The following is a 17,955-nucleotide window of genomic DNA, read 5'->3' on the forward strand; positions in this document are numbered from 1 at the left end:
TCGTTTTAGTGTGCAAAAACGATGGGCGCCGTGTCCCTCCAATGCGTGCAAGCTCACTCGTCACAAACTCCGCAGGAAGCGTAAAGTCACGATCGTCATCAAGGAGCAAAACATGACTCATCCGTTGTCCCCACCACTGCGGGAAATTTATCTCTCGGAGACATCCGACCGGGAACTGTTTAATCGCATTGCCAGTGAACTGGAGCAAGGGCTGGGCGGGACCTGGACGGCACAGATCAATGGGTTGGATCAGCGTTATTGGGACCTGGTAGTCGAGGGGCAAACGATTACGCTGCATCTGGAACATTATCTGGGAATCATGCTGCTTGTGGAGGACGCGGATCCGAATTGGGTCGCGTCGGAGCGTTTTCAGGCAGTGGTGCGGCGGTTGCAGACGGATTGAACGAAAACGGGCGCCATGATCGGCGCCCGTTTTACTTAAAGAAAAAATCACATCCGAGAATCACCTGACCGAGCAAGCTCGCTCGTCTAGCGGTGTTCAGACTTTGATTTCGCCGGCCGGCATCACGTCGATCCGCGCCACGGAGCCGGTCAGGTGCGCCAGATCCTTGTTGTGTTCGGCGATGATGTCTTCGGCGCTCATCGCGCCGTTGTCGATGGTGGAATGGGCGTCGGCCACCAGCACGACGTCGTAGCCCAATTGATGCGCCTGGCGCACGGTGGCGTTGATGCAGTAGTCGGTTTGCAGGCCGCAGATGATCAGGCGGTCGGCGTCCAGCTCTTGCATCTGTTCATGCAAGTGGGTCTGGTAGAACGAATCCGGGGTGGTTTTGCGCACGCGCAGGTCTTGGGGTGAAGTCTTCAGGCCCTCGGCCAGTTGCCAGCCTTCGCCACCGTATTGCAGCAGGTCGCCCTCTTCTTCGTGCTGGATCAGGATGACCGGGATGTTGGCGGTTCGGGCTTTGGTGCTGAGGTCGTTGATGGTGTCGATGACGCGCTGGATGTCGAAGCATTCATACTCGCCGGTGCACAGCGCGCGTTGGACATCGATGATCAGGAGTGCGGTGCTCATGGCTTCCTTCCTTGATAAGTCGGTGGCTCGGAGACAGATTTCAACTCCCTTCTTCATGTAGCAATTGTCGAGCTGTAGCAGCTGTCGAGCTTGCGAGGCTGCGTTCGAGCGCGAAGCGGTCGCCAACCAGCAAATGCTGGCTTACCTGAATAAACGCGGTTGCCGATTTTACGACTGCTTCGCAGCCGAACGCAGCCTCGCGGGCTCGGCAGCTGCTACGGGGATCGGGGCCACCCAGGGAGTTCAGGTGGCCGGTGATCGCCTGTTTCAGTAACCGAGTGACAACCCGGTATTACGCCGTGGATCGTTCGCGCCATAGAAACGGTTCTTGCCCACTGGCTTGCCTTCCAGCGAAGGCGCACCTACCAGAATAGCTGCGATATGGTTGGGGTCCTGCGGCCCGGCAAATTTGTGCCCCCAGCTTTCGAGCATCTTCTTGGTGTCCGGGCTGGTGGCGAAGTTCTCCAGGTTGGTTTCTTCCGGCAGCCATTGCTGGTGGAAACGCGGCGCATCCACCGCTTCCTGGATGTTCATGCCGTAGTCGATCACGTTGAGGATGGTCAGCAGGGTGGCGGTGATGATGCGGCTGCCACCGGGAGTGCCAACGACCATGACGACTTTGCCGTCCTTGGTGACGATGGTCGGGCTCATGGACGACAGCGGCGCCTTGCCGGGGGCGATGGCGTTGGCTTCGCCCTGCACCAGACCGTACATGTTCGGCACGCCGATTTTCGAGGTGAAGTCGTCCATTTCATCGTTGAGGATGACCCCGGTTTTGCTCGCCATGACGCCGGCGCCGAACCAGTCGTTGAGGGTGTAGGTCACCGACACCGCATTGCCCCATTTGTCGACGATCGAGTAATGGGTGGTATTGCTGCCTTCGTGGGGCGCTACGCCGGGTTTGATCTCGCGGGACACGCCGGCCTTTTGCGGATCGATGACTTCGCGGATTTTGGTCGCGTAGTTTTTATCCAGCAAATGGGCGATCGGATTTTTCACGAAGTCCGGGTCGCCGAGGTAGCTGTTGCGGTCCACATACGCGTGACGCATCGCTTCGATCTGGTAGTGCATCGCCTGAGCCGAGCGGAAGCCCAGGTCTTTCATCGGGTAGCCGTCGAGGATGTTCATGATCTCGCAGATCACCACACCACCGGAGCTTGGCGGTGGCGCCGAGACCACGTGATAGCCACGGTAATCGCACTCGATCGGCGCCAGTTCGCGGGTCTGGTATTTGTCGAGGTCAGCCTGGGTGATGATGCCCTTGTTGGCCTGGCTGGAAGTGACGATGGCATCGGCCACCCAGCCTTTATAGAAACCGTCGGCACCCTTCTCGGAAATTTCCCGCAGGGTTTTGCTCAAGTCTTTTTGTACGAGTTTCTGGCCTACCTGCATCGGCTCGCCATTGCTCAGAAAAATCGAGCCCGAGTCGCGCATGTCTTTCTTGAAGACGTCGGTGGCGTACTCCAGCAAGTCGACATCGCCCTGCTCCAGCACAAAACCGTCTTCGGCAAGCTTGATCGCAGGGGCGATCACTTCCTTGCGGGGTTTGGTACCGTATTTCTTCAGGGCCAGTTCCATGCCCGAGACGGTGCCCGGCACGCCAACGGCAAGATGGCCGCGTGTGCTCAGGTCCGGGATGACGTTGCCCGCTTTGTCGAGGTACATGTCGGGGGTCGCGGCCAGCGGGGCTTTTTCACGGAAGTCGAGGAAGGTCTTGCGCCCGTCCGCCAATTGAATCGTCATGAAACCGCCGCCACCCAGGTTGCCCGCCGCGGGGTACACCACCGCCAGCGCATAACCCACCGCAACGGCGGCATCGACGGCGTTGCCACCATTCTTGAGCACATCGACGCCGACGTGGCTGGCCAGATGCTGGGCGGTGACAACCATGCCGTTTTCGGCTGCGACCGGGGCGACGGAGGCCGCGTGGGCGGTCAGGCAGCTCAGCGCCAATGCAGTTGCCACGAGCGATTTGGTAAAAGGTTCGAACTTCATGAGTCGGTCTCTTTTTGTTTTTAGGTTCTGTTGAAAAACAGCGGGAACGGTTCAAGAGCAGTAGGCAAGTATGGCTGGGATTGCGTATTGCGCCTCCCCGACGAGGCAGTATGCTGGGCCCCCTGTTCAGCACTTTTGCGGAGTCCGCCGGCATGTCCTACACCTTCACCACCCTGGCGTCTCCGGTCGGCGAATTGAAACTGGTGGCGAAAGGCGCACGACTGGCGGCCATCCTCTGGGAAAACGACAAACCGGGTCGGGTAAGGCTGGGGCCGATGACTGAAGCAGCGAACAACCCGATCCTGGTGCGCACCGCACAGCAGTTGCAGGAATACTTCGCTGGCACGCGCAACCGTTTCGAACTGGAACTGGATTTTGCCGGGACGGAATTTCAGCAGAAGGTATGGCAGGCGCTGCTGACCATTCCGTTTGGCGAAACGCGCAGCTACAGCGAGATTGCCCGGCAGATCGGCAATCCCAGTGCGGTTCGCGCGGTGGGTGCAGCGAATGGCAAGAATCCGATTTCGATTATCGCGCCGTGTCATCGAGTGATCGGTGCGTCGGGGAAACTCACGGGGTTTGCCGGTGGGCTTGAGGCGAAAGAGCGGTTGCTGACGCTGGAGGGGTACGAGTGCCACGGGGCCGGCAGGATGGATGATTTGTTTATCTAGCGGACCCTACAAATCTCCTCGGGATTGCCTAAATCGTCGCCCGTAATTCCCGTGGCGACAAGCCATAGTGTGAGCGAAAGCGCACTGCAAAACGTGAGGCCGAGGCATAGCCGCTGGCACCGGCAATTTCACCGATGGGGCGAGACGTGGTTTGCAACCATTGTAGCGCCGTCGCCAGCCGAACGTTTTCCAGGATATTCCTGAAACTGTCTCCTTCATTGGCCAGTTGGCGACGCAACGTCGACTCCCCCAGGTTCAGGTGTTGTGCAACGTGCGCAACAGTCCAGTCTCTCTCCGGGCTGCTCATTACCAGTTGCTGCACCCGTTCGCAGAGTGGATCGTTGCGATCCATCAGCAGCGGTCCAGCCTGGCCGCCGAGGCACAGGCTCAGAAGCACCGCTTCCCCATAGTGGGTGCGTAATGCATCCGGAGCATCCGCATTGATGGCCGCCAATAACTGATCCCATGCCTGTGTGGTATGCCTGTCCAGAGGGACACATAGGTCTGTCTTCTGGGCATGGCGATGGCTGATGATCTGCTGGCCGTATCGGCTGCTGAAGTTACGCAGTGTCGAACCGGGAAAGGTCACCACATCGGCAATGTAGTGACCGTGAAGGCCGGGAAAATTCGAGATGCCAAGCTCGCGCCCGGCCGGCATCAGAATCAGATGCTGCGGCCCTGCACGCATTTCCCGGTCATCCCATTGCAGCAGTTTTTCCCCCTGCCGCACTCGACACAAGGCGGTAGCGAATATCGGCACCCGTTGCAATGTATGGGGCTGTCGCGCCCGTATGACACACGCATCGATAATATTTTCCCGGTGCTGTATGCCGAAACAAGGGCGCATCGTTCTTAACGTCCGTAAGTTGAAGTAATGGTCGCTTTGGCCAAGGCGTTGGCATTGAGCATATAGCCCACCAAGGCGCCGCTGGCCTGGTTGTCGAGGGGTAGCTTATCGACTTTCAACGCCCATACGGTGAATTGATAGCGATGCGGCTTATCCCCTACAGGAGGGCAAGCCCCGCCAAATCCCGGTTGGCCATAATCGGTTCGCCCTTGTACTGCACCGGCAGGCAGGTTCGAGCCGACCCCTCTTGGCAAACTGCTGGTTGAAGCGGGTAAGTTGACCACCGTCCAATGCCACCAGCCGCTGCCGGTCGGTGCATCGGGATCGTAGACCGTGATCGCATAACTTTTGGTACCCGCCGGGGCGTTGCTCCAGGAAAGCTCGGGCGAAGTATTGCCCCCTTCGCAACCGAAACCCTGGAACACCTCGCGGCTGGTCAACGGGCGGTTTTCAGCAATATCCTGGCTCGTCAGCGAGAACTCGGCAGCGTGTCCCGTGAGGACGACGCCCATGGACAATGCGGATAGGATTATTCTGATGTTCATCGTGACCTCATCTGAGTGTTGGCGTGAGGCACGAGTTTAGAGAGAGCAAAGGCTGGTTACTGTGCCGAAATGCTCGACCATTGTGCTTGAACGCTCTCTCGACTCAGAGGCCAATCCAATCCTGCTCAAACCGCTCCGAAGATGTTTTTCATCGCCGCATACTGCAGCAGCATGATGGTCTTGGCATCGCAGATTTCCCCGCGATAGAACGCCGCCAGCGCCTCGTCGAACTTCCACTCCAACACTTCCAGTTCTTCGGTTTCTTCCTCCAGCCCGCCGCCATCACTGACTTTGGAAGAGGCGTCGTACTCGGCGATGAAGAAATGCAGCTTTTCAGTCACCGAGCCGGGGCTCATGTAGGCTTCGAAAACCTTCTGCACATGGTGGACGCGATAGCCGGTTTCCTCCTCGGCCTCAGCGCGAATGCGCTCTTCAGGCGCAACGCCTTCCAGCAGCCCCGCCGCCACTTCGATCAGCAAACCATCATGGCCGTTGACGAACACCGGCAGCCTGAACTGGCGGGTCAGTACGACGGTTTTCTTCTCGCGGTTGAACAGCAGAATCGCCGCACCGTTGCCCCGGTCGTAGACCTCGCGAGTCTGACGCTGCCAGTCGCCGTTGTTGCGCAAGTAATCGAAAGTGATTTTCTTCAGCAGATACCAGTCGTGGGACAGCACCTGGGACTCGATGATGTTGACCCGCTCGGCTGTGTTCGACATGACAATCCCATCCTTATGTTCGTCAGAAAGCGTCCATGTTAGGCGAAAACAGAAAAGCCTGGCGACTGTGATTCAAAGTGAACAGCTTCGCGCTTCACCCTCAGGAAAGTTGCGCCTTGTATTCTTTCTGATACTGCCCGGCGAGGGTTTCTTTCTGTTGCTCGTCGAGTAACTTGCCGGCCATCTGGAAGAACTTCTGCTCCTCCTCTTTCAAGTGGTGATGGACCTTCTCCGAGAGCTTTTTCGCCGTTGCCAACCAGGATGGACTGGACATTTCGGTCGCATCCAGCGCTTCCATCATCTCGTCCATTTCGTGGTGCTCGGAGATGGCGTGGCGGCTAAGATCCACGCCGTTGTCGAACGCCATCAGCGGCACGTAGAAATGGCGTTCTTCAGCGGTTTCGTGGGCCTGAAGCTCGGATTTGAGCCGTTTGTAAGCCTCGACCCGTTCCGGGGTGTCGCCCTGGGTTTGAATCAGCGCATCGGCATAGCGGCGCTGACGGTCGTGGCTTTCGCGCAAGGCTTCAAAAATGTTCACGGGCTGTCCTCAATGGCTGCGTTGAACAACGATGCTGTTCAGGCTAGACATTCCCGGGGCCCGGGGGGTTCCTTCGATTGCGGGGGATAGAACAATCGCCACAACCGGGATAGGCTCGGTGTTCACTGCCATAAGGATGTGTAGCCTATGACCCTGCGAATCGAATTGTCGAAAAATGCCACCCAGGAAGAACGCGACGCGATCCTCACACCGCTGCGTGCCTATAACGCCTCAAAGGCCGGAGCCACGGTGTCGGAGCAGATTGCTTTGCTGGTACGCAATGACAGCGACGAGATTCTCGGCGGGCTTTATGGCCGAGTGTTTTACCAGTGGTTTTTCATTGAGTTGTTGTCGGTGCCGGAGCAGGCCCGGGGACAAGGGATGGGCTCGAAGCTGATGCAGATGGCCGAAGACCTGGCGCGGGAGAAGGAATGCGTGGGGATCTGGCTGGACACCTTCGACTTCCAGGCGCCGGAGTTTTACAAGAAACACGGCTACAGCGAATTAGGGCACATCGCCGATTACCCGCCGGGCCACAAGCGCTTCTTTTTCCAGAAGCGTTTGGTGGATTTGTAACCTAACCTTCGATTTTCGGGGGTGCCCCAAAAGATCGCAGCCTTCGGCAGCTCCTACATGGGATTGCGTTCACCCTGTAGGAGCAGCCGAAGGCTGCGATCTTTTGATCTTGCTTACAAGCAGGTCGCCAACGCCGCCAATCGGCGCTTGGCGACAAAATCGTCATGCTGCGCGTAGTAGCTCAACGCTGTACCCGAGGCGTCGGTAGTCACGTCTACGAAAGATTCAGCCGAACGGGTATACACCGTCGAGCCGCCCTTCTTGCCCGGCTGCAAATAAGCGCCCGCATCGACGCCAAACACCGCTTCGTCCTGCCAGGCAAATTGCACGCACTGGGCGACGATTTTTTCCGGTTTGTCCGAGGTCAGGGTTTTGTACGGGGTTTTGGTGCGGGCGTCATTCATCGCCGATCCGGCGCAGCCCGCCAGCAAGGTTGCGGCCAGCGCCACCATCAGAATTCGCATTGCGTTCGCTCATCAAGAAAAAGCGGACTGTATCACCGCGGCGCGGCGTATCGTTCTGCTTTACTTCATTTATACCGCGACACCGCGCAACGATTCGCGCACCCTGTCGCGCCATTAACGCCGCATCGCCCATTTTTCCGGGCGCATTTTTCTGGAAAGGCCATGACCCCCAACGCCGAATACTACAAACCGACCACTGAATACGCCGACAAGCTGATCAGCCAGATCGGTCAGACGCCTTCCTGGATCGCCAAGCGAATTGGCGTCACCGACAAGCGGATTCGTTACATTCTCGATGGCGAAAGAACCGTTAAAGGCGAAACCACGCCGATCCAGATGACCTACCCCGAGCAATTTGCTCTGGAGTGTCTGGCCGCGGCTGCCAAGGCGAGCAAAAAGCAGTCTTCTAAGGAGTGACCATGGCGGCAACCGAACAGCAACACGAGCAGGCGCTGAAAAAGTTTCTCGATGAGCGTCCTGAGCTGCGCGTCGAACTGGACAACCTGAATCCACTGTTGGCCCAGGCCAAGGGTGTGACAGTGGCGCAGTACCGCGACGAGCGCTTGCATGAAGCGTTCGAAGCCGAGGCTGAGCGCCTGGGTTTGTTTGCCTGGGAGCTGACACTGCAACTGACTGCCGCCACGCCTGAGGACTACCAGGCCCAACGCCTGGAGGTGCACAAGGAAGTCGCGGAGATGGCCGGCATGGACTGGCTGGAGTATTGCGAGTTATATGGGTTAACCAAATAATCTCGCTGCTCAAGGAAGCCTTCATCGATGCTGCCTTCGCCCTCAAGTACCCGGGCCACACCGGGCCATTTGCATACCCATAAATGGCGAGGGCGCATCGGCCTGTCGATGGTCGCCAGTTTGTCGGTGCTCGCCGGCATGACCGATGCCATCGGCTTCATGGCCAGCGGCGACTTCGTGTCCTTCATGAGCGGTAACACCACCCGTCTGGCCGTGGCGATCAGCGATGGCGACCTCGGGCTGACCCTGCGCCTGGTAATCCTCGTGGCCACATTCGTCGCCGGCAACGCCTTGGGCATTGTCGTCAGCCGTTTCGGTGGCCGTCGGGCGTTGCCGTTGCTGCTGTGCATCGCCACCTTGCTCTGCGGCGCCGCGGCATGGCCCTATGAGACGCAATTGCCGGCGCTGCTGGCGGCAATCATCGCCATGGGCATGCTCAATGCCGCCGTGGAAGAAGTGAACGGCCTGCCGGTCGGGCTGACCTACGTCACCGGCGCGTTATCGCGGTTTGGTCGTGGGCTGGGGCGGTGGATGCTTGGCGAGCGGCGCAATGGCTGGCGGGTGCAGTTGATCCCGTGGGCCGGGATGTTTGCCGGCGCGGTGCTGGGTGCTTTGCTGGAACATCATCTTGGGCTCAAGGCGCTGTTTGTCAGCGGGCTGCTGGCCGGGGCGCTGGGGTTGCTGTCGTTGAAGATACCGCGGCGTTGGCAGTTGGGGTATATGCCGCGCTGAGCAGGTGATCAGATCCTGAATTTATGTTGCCGGGAAGTCCGTCTTCGCGAGCAAGCCCGCTCCCACACTGGATCTGCGGCGGACCACTGTTTTGTGTTCAACATAAATCCAGTGTGGGAGCGGGCTTGCTCGCGAAGGCAGCGACTCGGTCTACGAGTAAACGCCCTTCGCCGCCCCGCCGATAAAGCTTTATCATGGCCGCAGTTTCGCTGATCGAGCCCATCATGAAATTCGCCATTGCGCTGTTTTCCGCCGCCCATGCGCCCTCCTCGCGCCGTGCCCTGCTGTTCGCCCAGGCCGCGCTGGCCGGCGGGCATGAGATTGTCCGGCTGTTTTTCTATCAGGATGGCGTCTATAACGCGTCCGCCAGCGTGGTCACGCCTCAGGACGAGCAGGACTTGCCCAAGCAATGGCGCAACTTTGTCACTGAGCATCAACTCGATGGCGTGGTCTGCATCGCCGCCGCCCTGCGCCGTGGGGTGTTGAACGAGGAAGAAGCCCAGCGTTATCAGCGTGAAGCGGTAGCGGTGGGTGCGCCGTGGGAACTGTCCGGCCTCGGCCAGTTGCATGACGCAGTGCAGGACGCTGACCGTTTGATCTGTTTCGGAGGCACGTGAGATGGCTAAATCCTTGCTGATTATCAGCCGCCAGGCGCCGTGGTCCGGGCCGAATGCGCGCGAAGCGCTGGACATCGTGCTGGCCGGCGGTGCCTTCGATCTGCCGATCGGCTTGCTGTTTCTCGATGACGGCGTGTTTCAGCTCGCCAATGAACAGAACGCCAAAGCCCTGCAACAGAAAGACCTGAGTGCCAACCTGCAAGCCTTGCCGATGTTCGGCGTCGAAGAGCTGTTCGTCTGCGGCGAAAGCGCTGCGACCCGTGGTCTGGATCCCGAAAACCTGTCACTTGAAGAAGCCCAGGTGCTGACCACCCAGGACATCACCGCCCTTATTGACCGTTACGACCAGGTGATCACCCTCTGATGTCGACTTTGCATGTGTTGTCTCATTCCCCTTTCGGCGACGAGCGTCTGAGCAGTTGCCTGCGCGTGATCGGCGCCGACGATGCGCTGCTGCTCAGTGGCGACGCGGCCTATGCCTTGCAGCCAGGCACTGCGCCGTTCGGCGCGCTGCACGCCCGCCAATTGAAACTGTTCGTACTGGCCGAAGATGCTCAAGCGCGGGCTCTGCAAGTCCCGGACTGGGCCAAGGCCATCGATTACCCGGCTTTCGTCGAACTGTCGATTCACTACGACAAGGTCAACAGTTGGCTATGAAATCCCTGACGGTCGGCGCCCGCGCCATTGAACTGGACAAGGACGGTTTCCTGGTCGAACTGAGTGACTGGTCTGCCGAGGTAGCCGCCGCCCTAGCCGCCGCCGAAGACATCGAGTTGAGCCCGGAACACTGGGAGATCCTCGAACTGCTGCGCAGTTTCTACGACGAATTCCAGTTGTCCCCGGCGACCCGCCCGCTGATCAAGTACACCGCATTGAAACTCGGCCCCGACAAGGGCAACAGCCTGCACCTGAACCGACTGTTCAAAGGCACCCCTGCCAAACTCGCCGCGAAACTGGCGGGCCTGCCCAAACCGACGAATTGCTTATGACCGACTATCCAGCACTGACCCTCGAAACGCCCGCCGAGCATCCGTTCGCCCAGTTCGTGCGGATCCTTGGCAAGGGCAAACGCGGTGCCCGCAACCTGACTCGCGAAGAAGCCCGCGAAGCCATGGGCCTGTTGCTCGACGACAAGGTCGAGGACACCCAGCTCGGCGCCTTCCTGATGCTGTTGCGGCACAAGGAAGAAAGCGCCGAGGAAATGGCCGGGTTCACCGAAGCCTTGCGTGAACGCCTGAGTCCGCCAGCGCTGGCGGTTGATCTGGACTGGCCGACGTATGCCGGCAAGAAGCGCCACTTGCCGTGGTACCTGCTGGCGGCCAAGTGCCTGGCGCAGAACGGCGTGCGCATCTTCATGCATGGCGGCGGCGCGCACACGGCCGGTCGGCTGTACAGCGAACAACTGCTCGAGACCCTGAACATTCCACTGTGCCGCAACTGGCAGCAGGTCGACGCTGCGCTCGATCAGGGCGGCCTGGCGTTTATGCCATTGGTGGACTGGGCCCCGCAACTTCAGCGGATGATCGACTTGCGCAACACCTTGGGCCTGCGCTCGCCGATCCATTCCCTGGCGCGGATTCTCAACCCGTTGGGCGCTCGCTGTGGCCTGCAAAGCATTTTCCACCCTGGCTATCAGGCCGTGCATCGCGATGCCAGCGGTTTGCTCGGCGATACCGCCATCGTCATCAAGGGCGACGGCGGTGAAATCGAGATCAACCCGGACGCCGACAGTCACCTGTATGGCACCACTGGCGGCGAAAGCTGGGATGAAGAATGGCCGCAGCTGTCGACCCAGCGCCACGTCAAACCGGCCAGCCTCGATCCGGAGCATTTGAAAGCGGTGTGGCGTGGCGACGTGGTTGATAGCTACCCGCAAATGGCGTTGATCTCGACCATGGCCCTGGCCTTGCGCGGCCTCGGTCAGACTCGCGAGCAAGCGTTCGAAACCGCCCAGCAGTACTGGGATGCCCGGGATCGATCGATTTAACCGATTATAACTGCCTAACCTTTGCGCTTTTTGTTCGAACCCATGCGCATAGACTCCTCTCCAACGCTTATCGGTTGAGGAGTTTTGAACATGGGTTTGTTAGTCGAAGGCCGCTGGCAAGATCAGTGGTATGAAAGCAAGGACGGCACGTTCCAGCGCGAACAGGCGCAGCGTCGCCACTGGCTGACCGCCGACGGCAAGCCAGGCCCGAGCGGCGTCGGCGGCTTTGCGGCCGAGGCCGGTCGCTATCATCTCTACGTCTCCCTCGCCTGCCCGTGGGCCCATCGCACGCTGATCCTGCGCAAACTCAAAGGCATCGAAAATCTGATCGACGTGTCGGTGGTCAGTTGGTTGATGCTGGAAAACGGCTGGACCTTTGACAAGAACCTGGGCTCGACCGGCGACAAGCTCGATCACTTCAATTTCATGCACCAGCGCTACACCACCGATACCGCCGACTACACCGGCCGCGTCACGGTGCCGGTGCTGTGGGACAAACAGACGAATCGCATCGTCAACAATGAGTCGGCGGAAATCATCCGCATGTTCAACAGTGCTTTTAATGAGCTGACCGGCAATGACCTGGATTTCTACCCGGCACCCTTGCGAAACGAAATCGACGCCATGAACGAGCGGATTTATCCGGCGGTGAACAACGGCGTGTACCGCGCCGGGTTTGCCACCTCGCAGCAGGCTTATGAAGAAGCGTTCGATGAGTTATTTGCTGAACTGGATCGGCTGGAGCAATTGCTGGGCGCCAATCGTTACCTGACGGGTGAATACCTGACCGAAGCCGACATCAGGCTATTCACCACCCTGATTCGCTTTGATGCTGTGTATTACGGCCACTTCAAATGCAATTTGCGGCGGATTGCCGATTATCCGAACCTGTCGAACTGGCTACGGGAGATTTATCAGTGGCCGGGGATAGCCGAGACGGTGGATTTCACCCACATCAAGAACCACTACTACGGTAGCCACAAGACCATCAATCCGACCGGGATCGTGCCGAAAGGGCCTGAGCAGGATTTCACTGCGGCTCATGATCGGGAGCGGTTGAAGGGGAAAGGGGTTTGGCGTAAAGCTGAGTTCTGATCTGAGCATGGGGGTGGTTTTGAGGGCCTCTTCGCGAGCAAGCCCGCTCCCACATTTGATCTGTGTCTGACCATGAATCTGTGGCTGAACACGGTCTAATGTGGGAGCGGGCTTGCTCGCGAAGGGAACAACTCGGTCCTCAGACTTGCGCCTGAGCCCCCTCAAACCACGCCAGTTTCTCGCGCAGTTGCACCACTTCCCCGACGATCACCAGCGTCGGCGCATGTACTTCATGCTCCGCCACCAGCCGTGGAAGGTCGGCCAGGGTGCCGGTAAACACCCGCTGATTGACCGTGGTGCCCTGCTGGATCAACGCCGCCGGGGTATCGGCCGCGCGACCGTGCTTGATCAACTGCTCGCAGATGATCGGCAGGCCCACCAGCCCCATGTAAAACACCAGGGTTTGCGCCGGCGCGACCAGGTCTGCCCACGGCAAATCGGTGGAACCGTCCTTGAGGTGCCCGGTGACGAACCGCACCGACTGCGCGTAATCGCGATGAGTCAGCGGAATCCCGGCATAGGCCGCGCAACCACTGGCCGCGGTAATGCCCGGGACGACCTGGAACGGAATGCCATGAGCGGCCAGTTCTTCGATCTCTTCACCGCCGCGCCCGAAGATAAACGGATCGCCGCCCTTCAAGCGCACCACGCGCTTGCCGGCCTTGGCCAGATCCACCAGATGCTGGTTGATCTGTTCCTGAGGCACGGCGTGATCGGCGCGGCGCTTGCCAACGTAGACCCGCTCGGCATCGCGACGGCACAAATCCAGAATCGCCGGCGCCACCAAACGGTCATACAGCACCACATCAGCTTGCTGCATCAGACGCAAGGCGCGGAAGGTCAACAGGTCGGGGTCACCCGGCCCGGCACCCACCAGATAAACCTCGCCGGTAGCGACAGGCGCTTCACCATTGATTTTCGCCAGCATCAAGCGCTCGGCCTCGGCGCCCTGCCCGGCCAGTTGCCGGTCGGCAATCGGGCCCTGGAATACATCCTCCCAGAACGCCCGGCGCTGTTGCACATCCGGAAACAGGCCTTTGACCTGATTGCGGAAACGCGCCGCCAGACCGGCCAGTTGCCCGTAGGTGGAAGGAATCCAGGTTTCCAGCTTGGCGCGAATCAACCGCGCCAGCACCGGCGCATCACCGCCGCTGGACACCGCAATGATCAGCGGAGAACGGTCGACGATCGCCGGGAAGATCACGCTGCACAGGGCCGGCGCGTCCACCACGTTGACCGGCACGCAACGCCGATGAGCATCGGCGGAGACTTGCGCGTTCAGCGGTTCGTCGTCGGTGGCGGCGATGATCAGCCCGCAACCGTCCAGATCCGCCTCGACGTAGCCACGCACCAGGCACTCGCCACCGCTGCTGACCACCAGCTCGCGCAGTTGCGGTTCGATTTGCGGTGCAACTACCCGCAGCAGCGCACCGGCTTCGGCCAGCAGGCGGGATTTGCGCAAGGCAATCTCCCCTCCGCCGACGACCAATACACGACTGCCGCGAAGGTTATGAAACAGCGGCAGATAGTCCATTTAGCCGATGACCTCAAGGCCACCCATGTACGGCTTGAGCACCTCAGGCACACGGATCGAACCGTCGGCCTGCTGGTAGTTCTCGAGCACCGCCACCAGGGTACGACCAACCGCCAGGCCGGAACCGTTCAGGGTGTGAACCAGCTCAGGTTTGCCGGTTTCCGGGTTGCGGAAACGCGCTTGCATGCGGCGGGCCTGGAAATCGCCGCAGTTGGAGCACGACGAGATTTCGCGGTATTTGTCCTGGCTCGGAATCCACACTTCCAGATCGTAGGTCTTGACCGCGCTGAAGCCCATGTCGCCCGTGCACAGCGCCAGGGTGCGATACGGCAGTTCCAGCAGCTGCAGGACTTTTTCGGCGTTGGCCGTCAGGTTTTCCAGCGCTTGCATCGAGGTCGATGGTTCAACGATCTGCACCATCTCGACCTTGTCGAACTGGTGCTGACGGATCATGCCGCGAGTGTCGCGACCCGATGCACCGGCCTCGCTGCGGAAGCACGGCGTGTGCGCCACGAACTTGATCGGCAGCAGTTTCGAATCGACGATTTCGCCAGCGACGATGTTGGTCAGCGACACTTCAGCGGTCGGGATCAGGTACAGATCGGCTTCGCCTTCGCGGCTGATCTTGAACAGGTCTTCTTCGAACTTCGGCAACTGACCGGTGCCCTGCAACGCAGGCGCCTGCACCAGGTACGGGGTGTAAGCCTCTTCGTAACCGTGTTCGTTGATGTGCAGGTTGATCATGAACTGTGCCAGGGCACGGTGCAGACGGGCGATCGGGCCGCGCAGCAGGGCGAAACGGGCGCCGGACAGCTTGGCGGCGGTTTCGAAGTCCAGCCAGCCGAACTTCTCGCCCAGGGCCACATGGTCCTGAACCGGGAACTCGAAAGCTTTAGGCGTGCCCCAGCGGCGCACTTCAACGTTGCCTTCTTCGTCATCGCCGACCGGCACCGATTCGTGCGGCAGGTTCGGAATACCCAGCAAGATCGAATCCAGCTCGGTCTGAATCGCGTCCAGCTCGACTTTACCGGCGCTCAACTCACCCGCCATGCGCTCGACGTCCGCCATCAACGGCGCGATGTCTTCGCCGCGCTGCTTGGCCTGACCGATGGATTTGGAGCGCGCGTTACGTTCAGCCTGCAGAGCTTCGGTGCGGGTCTGGACGGTCTTGCGCTGTTCTTCCAGCGCTTCGATGCGCGCAACATCCAGGGCAAAGCCACGGGATGCCAGGCGGTCCGCTACGTCCTGAAGGTTGCTACGTAACAGTTTGGAATCGAGCATGTCGGTTTCTCGTTATCAAAGTTTGGTCAAGGACAGGCCAGCCCAGGTGGCGAGCAGCCCGCCGAATACGCTGATGACCGCATAGCCCAGGGCCAGCGGCACTTGCCCGGTTTCCAGCAGGCGCACCGTATCCAGTGAAAAGGATGAAAAAGTCGTCAGCCCCCCGAGGAAGCCGACCATCAACCCGGCGCGCACCGCAAACGGTACCTCCGGGCGAATCAAAAACAGACCGTATAGAACGCCGATCAGCAAACAGCCCACGATATTAACGGCCAGCGTCGCGGTATAGAAGTGCCGCGGCCAATTCGCGTTGATCCAGTTACCGGTGGCGAAGCGCAATAGCGTGCCGGCGACACCGCCGACAGAAACGGCAACGATCAATGCAATCACTATTTTCTCCGCTGCCGGGGGCTTAGACGATCAAGCTGCGCGAGGTGATTAAGCTTTTCGCCGATTTTCAGTTCCAGGCCGCGGGGCACGGGCTGATAAAACCGTTGCGGTTCGAGCTCGTCCGGGAAGTAGTCTTCGCCAGCGGCGTAGGCATCCGGTTCATCGTGGGCATAACGGTATTCATCGCCATAACCCAATTGCTTCATCAACTTGGTCGGCGCATTGCGCAAGTGCAGCGGCACTTCGAGCGAACCGTGTTCGGTGGCGCTGCGTATCGCGGCTTTAAAGCCCATGTACACCGCATTGCTTTTCGGCGCGCAGGCCAGATACGTAATGGCCTGGGCCACTGCCAACTCACCTTCGGGGCTGCCGAGCCGCTCCTGCACTTCCCACGCCGCCAGGCACAGGCTCAGGGCGCGAGGATCGGCGTTGCCGATGTCTTCGCTGGCCATGCGCACCACGCGCCGGGCCAGGTACAGCGGGTCACAACCGCCGTCGATCATCCGCGCGAACCAGTACAGCGCGCCATCGGGATTGGAACCGCGCACCGACTTATGCAGCGCGGAGATCTGGTCGTAGAAGGCTTCGCCGCCCTTGTCAAAGCGCCGACGAGTGTCACCGAGCAGACTTTGCAGCAGGTCGACGCCGATTTCGCTGTTGTCTTCGGCCAGGTCCGAGGCGTTTTCCAGCAGGTTGAGCAGACGCCGGCCATCGCCATCGGCGGCGGACAACAGCATCTGGAAACCTTCATCGCTGAGGGTCAGTTGCCGCTTGCCCAACCCACGCTCTTCGGTCAATGCGCGATGCACCAGTTTGCGCAGGGCCGCTTCGTCGAGGCTTTTGAGCACATAGACACGCGCCCGGGACAAGAGCGCGTTATTGAGTTCGAATGAGGGGTTTTCGGTGGTCGCGCCGATGAAAATCAGCGTGCCGTCTTCAACGTACGGCAGGAACGCATCCTGCTGGGACTTGTTGAAGCGATGCACTTCGTCGACGAACAGGATGGTGCGTTTACCGTACTGCCCGGCCTGCTGCTTGGCGACTTCCACCGCCTGGCGGATTTCCTTCACGCCGGCCAGCACCGCCGAAACCGTTTCGAAGTGCGCATCGGAGACTTCCGCGAGCAGCCGCGCCAACGTGGTTTTACCCACCCCCGGCGGCCCCCAGAAAATCATCGAATGCAGGGCACCCTGCTCCAGCGCTTCGCGCAAAGGCTTGCCGCGAGCGAGCAGGTGTTCCTGACCGACGTACTCGTCCAGATTGGTCGCGCGCAGGCGTGCGGCCAAGGGCTGAGCAATCGGGGCGCTGCGAAACAGGTCCATCACTACTTATGAAACCTCACTGGGTCCTGATGCCGATCAGTCAAGGATTGAACAGCGCGATACCTGTGGGAGCGGGCTTGCCCGCGATAGCGTCGGATCAGTCGACATTGATATTGAATGTAATACCGCCATCGCGGGCAAGCCCGCTCCCACAGGTTCTATGTTCTGCTCTTTATTCCTGGATCACGTCGGCACCCTTGGGGATGTCGAACTTGAACTTGGACGCCGGAATCGGCTCGTTGGCCTTCACGCCGGTGAACAGGATATTAGTGCGCTGACCGACGCTATCAATCAGTTGCATGTCATTGACCAGACCGTTGCGGAACGACAGACGCAGGCTGTCGAACAGGGTGTCTTTGGTTTTCGGCTTCAGGGTGAAGTCGATCACGCCGCCAGCTTCCTTGGCGCTGATGTCGAAGCTCTGGCTGATCTTGGACACGTCACCGGACAACAACAGGGCCGGAGTCTGTGTCAGGCGCTGGTCGAGGGTCTTGATGGTGACCTGCTCCAGGTCCGGGTCCCACAGGGAAACCTTCTTGCCGTCGGACACCATCAGTTGCTCTTGCGGCGCATCGGTGTGCCAGTAGAACAGGCCCGGGCGCTGCAAGGACATTTGACCGGCGGTTTCCTGCAACTGGGTGCCGCTGCCATCAAGAGTCAGCTGGGAGAAACGCGCGGTCAGGGTCTGGGATTTTTCCAGCAGTTGAGTCAGACGCGCCACGTCCTTGTCATCGGCGTGGGCCGAGAGCGTGGTCAAAGCCAGTACCGGCAGCAGCAACATGCGGATAAGACGCATGGGAGTCCTCATAAACATTCGTGGGAGTGCGGGCGGCGCCTCAAGACACCGCCCCTTTCAAAAC

At 59.8% G+C, this 17,955-nt stretch carries 24 protein-coding genes; 12 read left to right on the forward strand and 12 right to left on the reverse strand.

The window, feature by feature from the left end:
* Window positions 1-112 precede the first annotated feature (112 nt).
* The gene (locus tag AC1RQB_RS00930; protein ID WP_063343122.1) at window positions 113-403 is read left to right on the forward strand and encodes a DUF3630 family protein; all 291 of its coding nucleotides are present in this window, start codon (window positions 113-115) and stop codon (window positions 401-403) included.
* A 96-nt stretch (window positions 404-499) separates the two neighbouring features.
* Here AC1RQB_RS00930 and AC1RQB_RS00935 read toward each other — a convergent pair whose 3' ends face one another.
* Both AC1RQB_RS00935 and ggt read right to left on the reverse strand, forming a co-directional pair.
* Window positions 500-1,033: a cysteine hydrolase family protein gene (locus AC1RQB_RS00935; protein ID WP_063343121.1), complete on the reverse strand. Its 534-nt coding sequence runs from the start codon at window positions 1,031-1,033 to the stop codon at window positions 500-502.
* Between the two features lie 267 nt (window positions 1,034-1,300).
* Window positions 1,301-3,028: a gamma-glutamyltransferase gene (gene ggt / locus AC1RQB_RS00940; RefSeq protein WP_008068370.1), complete on the reverse strand. Its 1,728-nt coding sequence runs from the start codon at window positions 3,026-3,028 to the stop codon at window positions 1,301-1,303.
* Window positions 3,029-3,180: 152 nt separating this feature from the next.
* Here ggt and AC1RQB_RS00945 point away from each other — a divergent pair, with 152 nt between their 5' ends.
* Entirely contained in the window at window positions 3,181-3,699 is a 519-nt protein-coding gene (locus tag AC1RQB_RS00945) for a methylated-DNA--[protein]-cysteine S-methyltransferase (protein ID WP_063343937.1), read from the forward strand.
* Between the two features lie 28 nt (window positions 3,700-3,727).
* On the opposite strand, the gene AC1RQB_RS00950 is transcribed toward AC1RQB_RS00945, so the two are convergent.
* From AC1RQB_RS00950 to AC1RQB_RS00965, 4 genes are all read right to left on the reverse strand, one after another.
* Window positions 3,728-4,546 carry a helix-turn-helix transcriptional regulator gene (locus AC1RQB_RS00950; protein WP_063343119.1) on the reverse strand — a complete coding sequence of 273 codons (819 nt, stop codon included), beginning with the start codon at window positions 4,544-4,546 and terminating at the stop codon, window positions 3,728-3,730.
* Between the two features lie 5 nt (window positions 4,547-4,551).
* Entirely contained in the window at window positions 4,552-5,091 is a 540-nt protein-coding gene (locus tag AC1RQB_RS00955; protein WP_207267353.1) for a kinase inhibitor, read from the reverse strand.
* Window positions 5,092-5,216: 125 nt separating this feature from the next.
* Window positions 5,217-5,810, reverse strand: coding sequence for an NUDIX domain-containing protein (locus tag AC1RQB_RS00960; RefSeq protein ID WP_008068363.1), 594 nt, complete (start codon window positions 5,808-5,810; stop codon window positions 5,217-5,219).
* A gap of 100 nt (window positions 5,811-5,910) precedes the next feature.
* Complete coding sequence (locus AC1RQB_RS00965) at window positions 5,911-6,348, reverse strand: hemerythrin domain-containing protein (RefSeq protein ID WP_008068361.1); 438 nt, start codon at window positions 6,346-6,348, stop codon at window positions 5,911-5,913.
* A gap of 147 nt (window positions 6,349-6,495) precedes the next feature.
* On the opposite strand from AC1RQB_RS00965, the gene AC1RQB_RS00970 reads away from it, so the two are divergent.
* Window positions 6,496-6,924: a GNAT family N-acetyltransferase gene (locus AC1RQB_RS00970; RefSeq protein ID WP_063343118.1), complete on the forward strand. Its 429-nt coding sequence runs from the start codon at window positions 6,496-6,498 to the stop codon at window positions 6,922-6,924.
* A 113-nt stretch (window positions 6,925-7,037) separates the two neighbouring features.
* On the opposite strand, the gene AC1RQB_RS00975 is transcribed toward AC1RQB_RS00970, so the two are convergent.
* On the reverse strand, window positions 7,038-7,388 hold the full coding sequence (locus AC1RQB_RS00975) for a hypothetical protein (protein ID WP_038982576.1): 351 nt from the start codon (window positions 7,386-7,388) through the stop codon (window positions 7,038-7,040).
* Between the two features lie 162 nt (window positions 7,389-7,550).
* Between AC1RQB_RS00975 and AC1RQB_RS00980 the strand changes: the two genes are divergently transcribed.
* From AC1RQB_RS00980 to AC1RQB_RS01020, 9 genes are all read left to right on the forward strand, one after another.
* Entirely contained in the window at window positions 7,551-7,805 is a 255-nt protein-coding gene (locus tag AC1RQB_RS00980; RefSeq protein WP_007904890.1) for a hypothetical protein, read from the forward strand.
* A gap of 2 nt (window positions 7,806-7,807) precedes the next feature.
* Window positions 7,808-8,137 (forward strand): DUF6388 family protein, encoded by a 330-nt coding sequence (locus AC1RQB_RS00985; protein ID WP_008008547.1) that lies wholly within the window; start codon window positions 7,808-7,810, stop codon window positions 8,135-8,137.
* 27 nt (window positions 8,138-8,164) lie between these two features.
* Window positions 8,165-8,869 (forward strand): YoaK family protein, encoded by a 705-nt coding sequence (locus AC1RQB_RS00990; protein WP_063343117.1) that lies wholly within the window; start codon window positions 8,165-8,167, stop codon window positions 8,867-8,869.
* A 224-nt stretch (window positions 8,870-9,093) separates the two neighbouring features.
* Window positions 9,094-9,486 carry a sulfurtransferase complex subunit TusD gene (tusD, locus tag AC1RQB_RS00995; protein WP_008068350.1) on the forward strand — a complete coding sequence of 131 codons (393 nt, stop codon included), beginning with the start codon at window positions 9,094-9,096 and terminating at the stop codon, window positions 9,484-9,486.
* A 1-nt stretch (window position 9,487) separates the two neighbouring features.
* Window positions 9,488-9,850 (forward strand): sulfurtransferase complex subunit TusC, encoded by a 363-nt coding sequence (gene tusC / locus AC1RQB_RS01000; protein WP_008068348.1) that lies wholly within the window; start codon window positions 9,488-9,490, stop codon window positions 9,848-9,850.
* Window positions 9,850-10,143: a sulfurtransferase complex subunit TusB gene (gene tusB, locus AC1RQB_RS01005; RefSeq protein ID WP_008068346.1), complete on the forward strand. Its 294-nt coding sequence runs from the start codon at window positions 9,850-9,852 to the stop codon at window positions 10,141-10,143. The genes tusC and tusB overlap by 1 nt, the downstream gene beginning before the upstream one ends.
* Window positions 10,140-10,475 carry a TusE/DsrC/DsvC family sulfur relay protein gene (locus tag AC1RQB_RS01010; RefSeq protein ID WP_048396941.1) on the forward strand — a complete coding sequence of 112 codons (336 nt, stop codon included), beginning with the start codon at window positions 10,140-10,142 and terminating at the stop codon, window positions 10,473-10,475. The genes tusB and AC1RQB_RS01010 overlap by 4 nt, the downstream gene beginning before the upstream one ends.
* On the forward strand, window positions 10,472-11,473 hold the full coding sequence (locus tag AC1RQB_RS01015; RefSeq protein WP_063343116.1) for a glycosyl transferase family protein: 1,002 nt from the start codon (window positions 10,472-10,474) through the stop codon (window positions 11,471-11,473). The genes AC1RQB_RS01010 and AC1RQB_RS01015 overlap by 4 nt, the downstream gene beginning before the upstream one ends.
* 90 nt (window positions 11,474-11,563) lie before the next feature.
* Entirely contained in the window at window positions 11,564-12,568 is a 1,005-nt protein-coding gene (locus AC1RQB_RS01020) for a glutathione S-transferase family protein (RefSeq protein WP_063343115.1), read from the forward strand.
* Window positions 12,569-12,707: 139 nt separating this feature from the next.
* Here AC1RQB_RS01020 and cysG read toward each other — a convergent pair whose 3' ends face one another.
* The 5 genes from cysG to lolA all read right to left on the reverse strand — a co-directional run bounded on the left by cysG (window position 12,708) and on the right by lolA (window position 17,891).
* Complete coding sequence (cysG, locus tag AC1RQB_RS01025) at window positions 12,708-14,102, reverse strand: siroheme synthase CysG (RefSeq protein ID WP_063343114.1); 1,395 nt, start codon at window positions 14,100-14,102, stop codon at window positions 12,708-12,710.
* The gene (serS, locus tag AC1RQB_RS01030; RefSeq protein ID WP_007904913.1) at window positions 14,103-15,383 is read right to left on the reverse strand and encodes a serine--tRNA ligase; all 1,281 of its coding nucleotides are present in this window, start codon (window positions 15,381-15,383) and stop codon (window positions 14,103-14,105) included.
* Between the two features lie 15 nt (window positions 15,384-15,398).
* Complete coding sequence (gene crcB / locus AC1RQB_RS01035) at window positions 15,399-15,773, reverse strand: fluoride efflux transporter CrcB (protein WP_007904914.1); 375 nt, start codon at window positions 15,771-15,773, stop codon at window positions 15,399-15,401.
* Window positions 15,773-17,095: a replication-associated recombination protein A gene (locus tag AC1RQB_RS01040; protein ID WP_008068335.1), complete on the reverse strand. Its 1,323-nt coding sequence runs from the start codon at window positions 17,093-17,095 to the stop codon at window positions 15,773-15,775. Before AC1RQB_RS01040 ends, crcB begins: the two co-directional genes overlap by 1 nt.
* 172 nt (window positions 17,096-17,267) lie before the next feature.
* The gene (gene lolA / locus AC1RQB_RS01045; protein ID WP_007904916.1) at window positions 17,268-17,891 is read right to left on the reverse strand and encodes an outer membrane lipoprotein periplasmic chaperone LolA; all 624 of its coding nucleotides are present in this window, start codon (window positions 17,889-17,891) and stop codon (window positions 17,268-17,270) included.
* Window positions 17,892-17,955 lie beyond the last annotated feature (64 nt).

The organism is Pseudomonas sp. GW822-FHT02E03 (genome assembly GCF_058802325.1).

Bases quoted from the DNA above. Each gene is read 5' to 3' on its own strand.
- AC1RQB_RS00930 (WP_063343122.1), top strand. From the start codon at position 113: ATGACTCATCCGTTGTCCCCACCACTGCGGGAAATTTATCTCTCGGAG.
- AC1RQB_RS00935 (WP_063343121.1), bottom strand. From the start codon at position 1,033: ATGAGCACCGCACTCCTGATCATCGATGTCCAACGCGCGCTGTGCACC.
- ggt (WP_008068370.1), bottom strand. From the start codon at position 3,028: ATGAAGTTCGAACCTTTTACCAAATCGCTCGTGGCAACTGCATTGGCG.
- AC1RQB_RS00945 (WP_063343937.1), top strand. From the start codon at position 3,181: ATGTCCTACACCTTCACCACCCTGGCGTCTCCGGTCGGCGAATTGAAA.
- AC1RQB_RS00950 (WP_063343119.1), bottom strand. From the start codon at position 4,546: ATGCGCCCTTGTTTCGGCATACAGCACCGGGAAAATATTATCGATGCG.
- AC1RQB_RS00955 (WP_207267353.1), bottom strand. From the start codon at position 5,091: ATGAACATCAGAATAATCCTATCCGCATTGTCCATGGGCGTCGTCCTC.
- AC1RQB_RS00960 (WP_008068363.1), bottom strand. From the start codon at position 5,810: ATGTCGAACACAGCCGAGCGGGTCAACATCATCGAGTCCCAGGTGCTG.
- AC1RQB_RS00970 (WP_063343118.1), top strand. From the start codon at position 6,496: ATGACCCTGCGAATCGAATTGTCGAAAAATGCCACCCAGGAAGAACGC.
- AC1RQB_RS00975 (WP_038982576.1), bottom strand. From the start codon at position 7,388: ATGCGAATTCTGATGGTGGCGCTGGCCGCAACCTTGCTGGCGGGCTGC.
- AC1RQB_RS00980 (WP_007904890.1), top strand. From the start codon at position 7,551: ATGACCCCCAACGCCGAATACTACAAACCGACCACTGAATACGCCGAC.
- AC1RQB_RS00985 (WP_008008547.1), top strand. From the start codon at position 7,808: ATGGCGGCAACCGAACAGCAACACGAGCAGGCGCTGAAAAAGTTTCTC.
- AC1RQB_RS00990 (WP_063343117.1), top strand. From the start codon at position 8,165: ATGCTGCCTTCGCCCTCAAGTACCCGGGCCACACCGGGCCATTTGCAT.
- tusD (WP_008068350.1), top strand. From the start codon at position 9,094: ATGAAATTCGCCATTGCGCTGTTTTCCGCCGCCCATGCGCCCTCCTCG.
- tusC (WP_008068348.1), top strand. From the start codon at position 9,488: ATGGCTAAATCCTTGCTGATTATCAGCCGCCAGGCGCCGTGGTCCGGG.
- tusB (WP_008068346.1), top strand. From the start codon at position 9,850: ATGTCGACTTTGCATGTGTTGTCTCATTCCCCTTTCGGCGACGAGCGT.
- AC1RQB_RS01010 (WP_048396941.1), top strand. From the start codon at position 10,140: ATGAAATCCCTGACGGTCGGCGCCCGCGCCATTGAACTGGACAAGGAC.
- AC1RQB_RS01015 (WP_063343116.1), top strand. From the start codon at position 10,472: ATGACCGACTATCCAGCACTGACCCTCGAAACGCCCGCCGAGCATCCG.
- AC1RQB_RS01020 (WP_063343115.1), top strand. From the start codon at position 11,564: ATGGGTTTGTTAGTCGAAGGCCGCTGGCAAGATCAGTGGTATGAAAGC.
- cysG (WP_063343114.1), bottom strand. From the start codon at position 14,102: ATGGACTATCTGCCGCTGTTTCATAACCTTCGCGGCAGTCGTGTATTG.
- serS (WP_007904913.1), bottom strand. From the start codon at position 15,383: ATGCTCGATTCCAAACTGTTACGTAGCAACCTTCAGGACGTAGCGGAC.
- AC1RQB_RS01040 (WP_008068335.1), bottom strand. From the start codon at position 17,095: ATGGACCTGTTTCGCAGCGCCCCGATTGCTCAGCCCTTGGCCGCACGC.
- lolA (WP_007904916.1), bottom strand. From the start codon at position 17,891: ATGCGTCTTATCCGCATGTTGCTGCTGCCGGTACTGGCTTTGACCACG.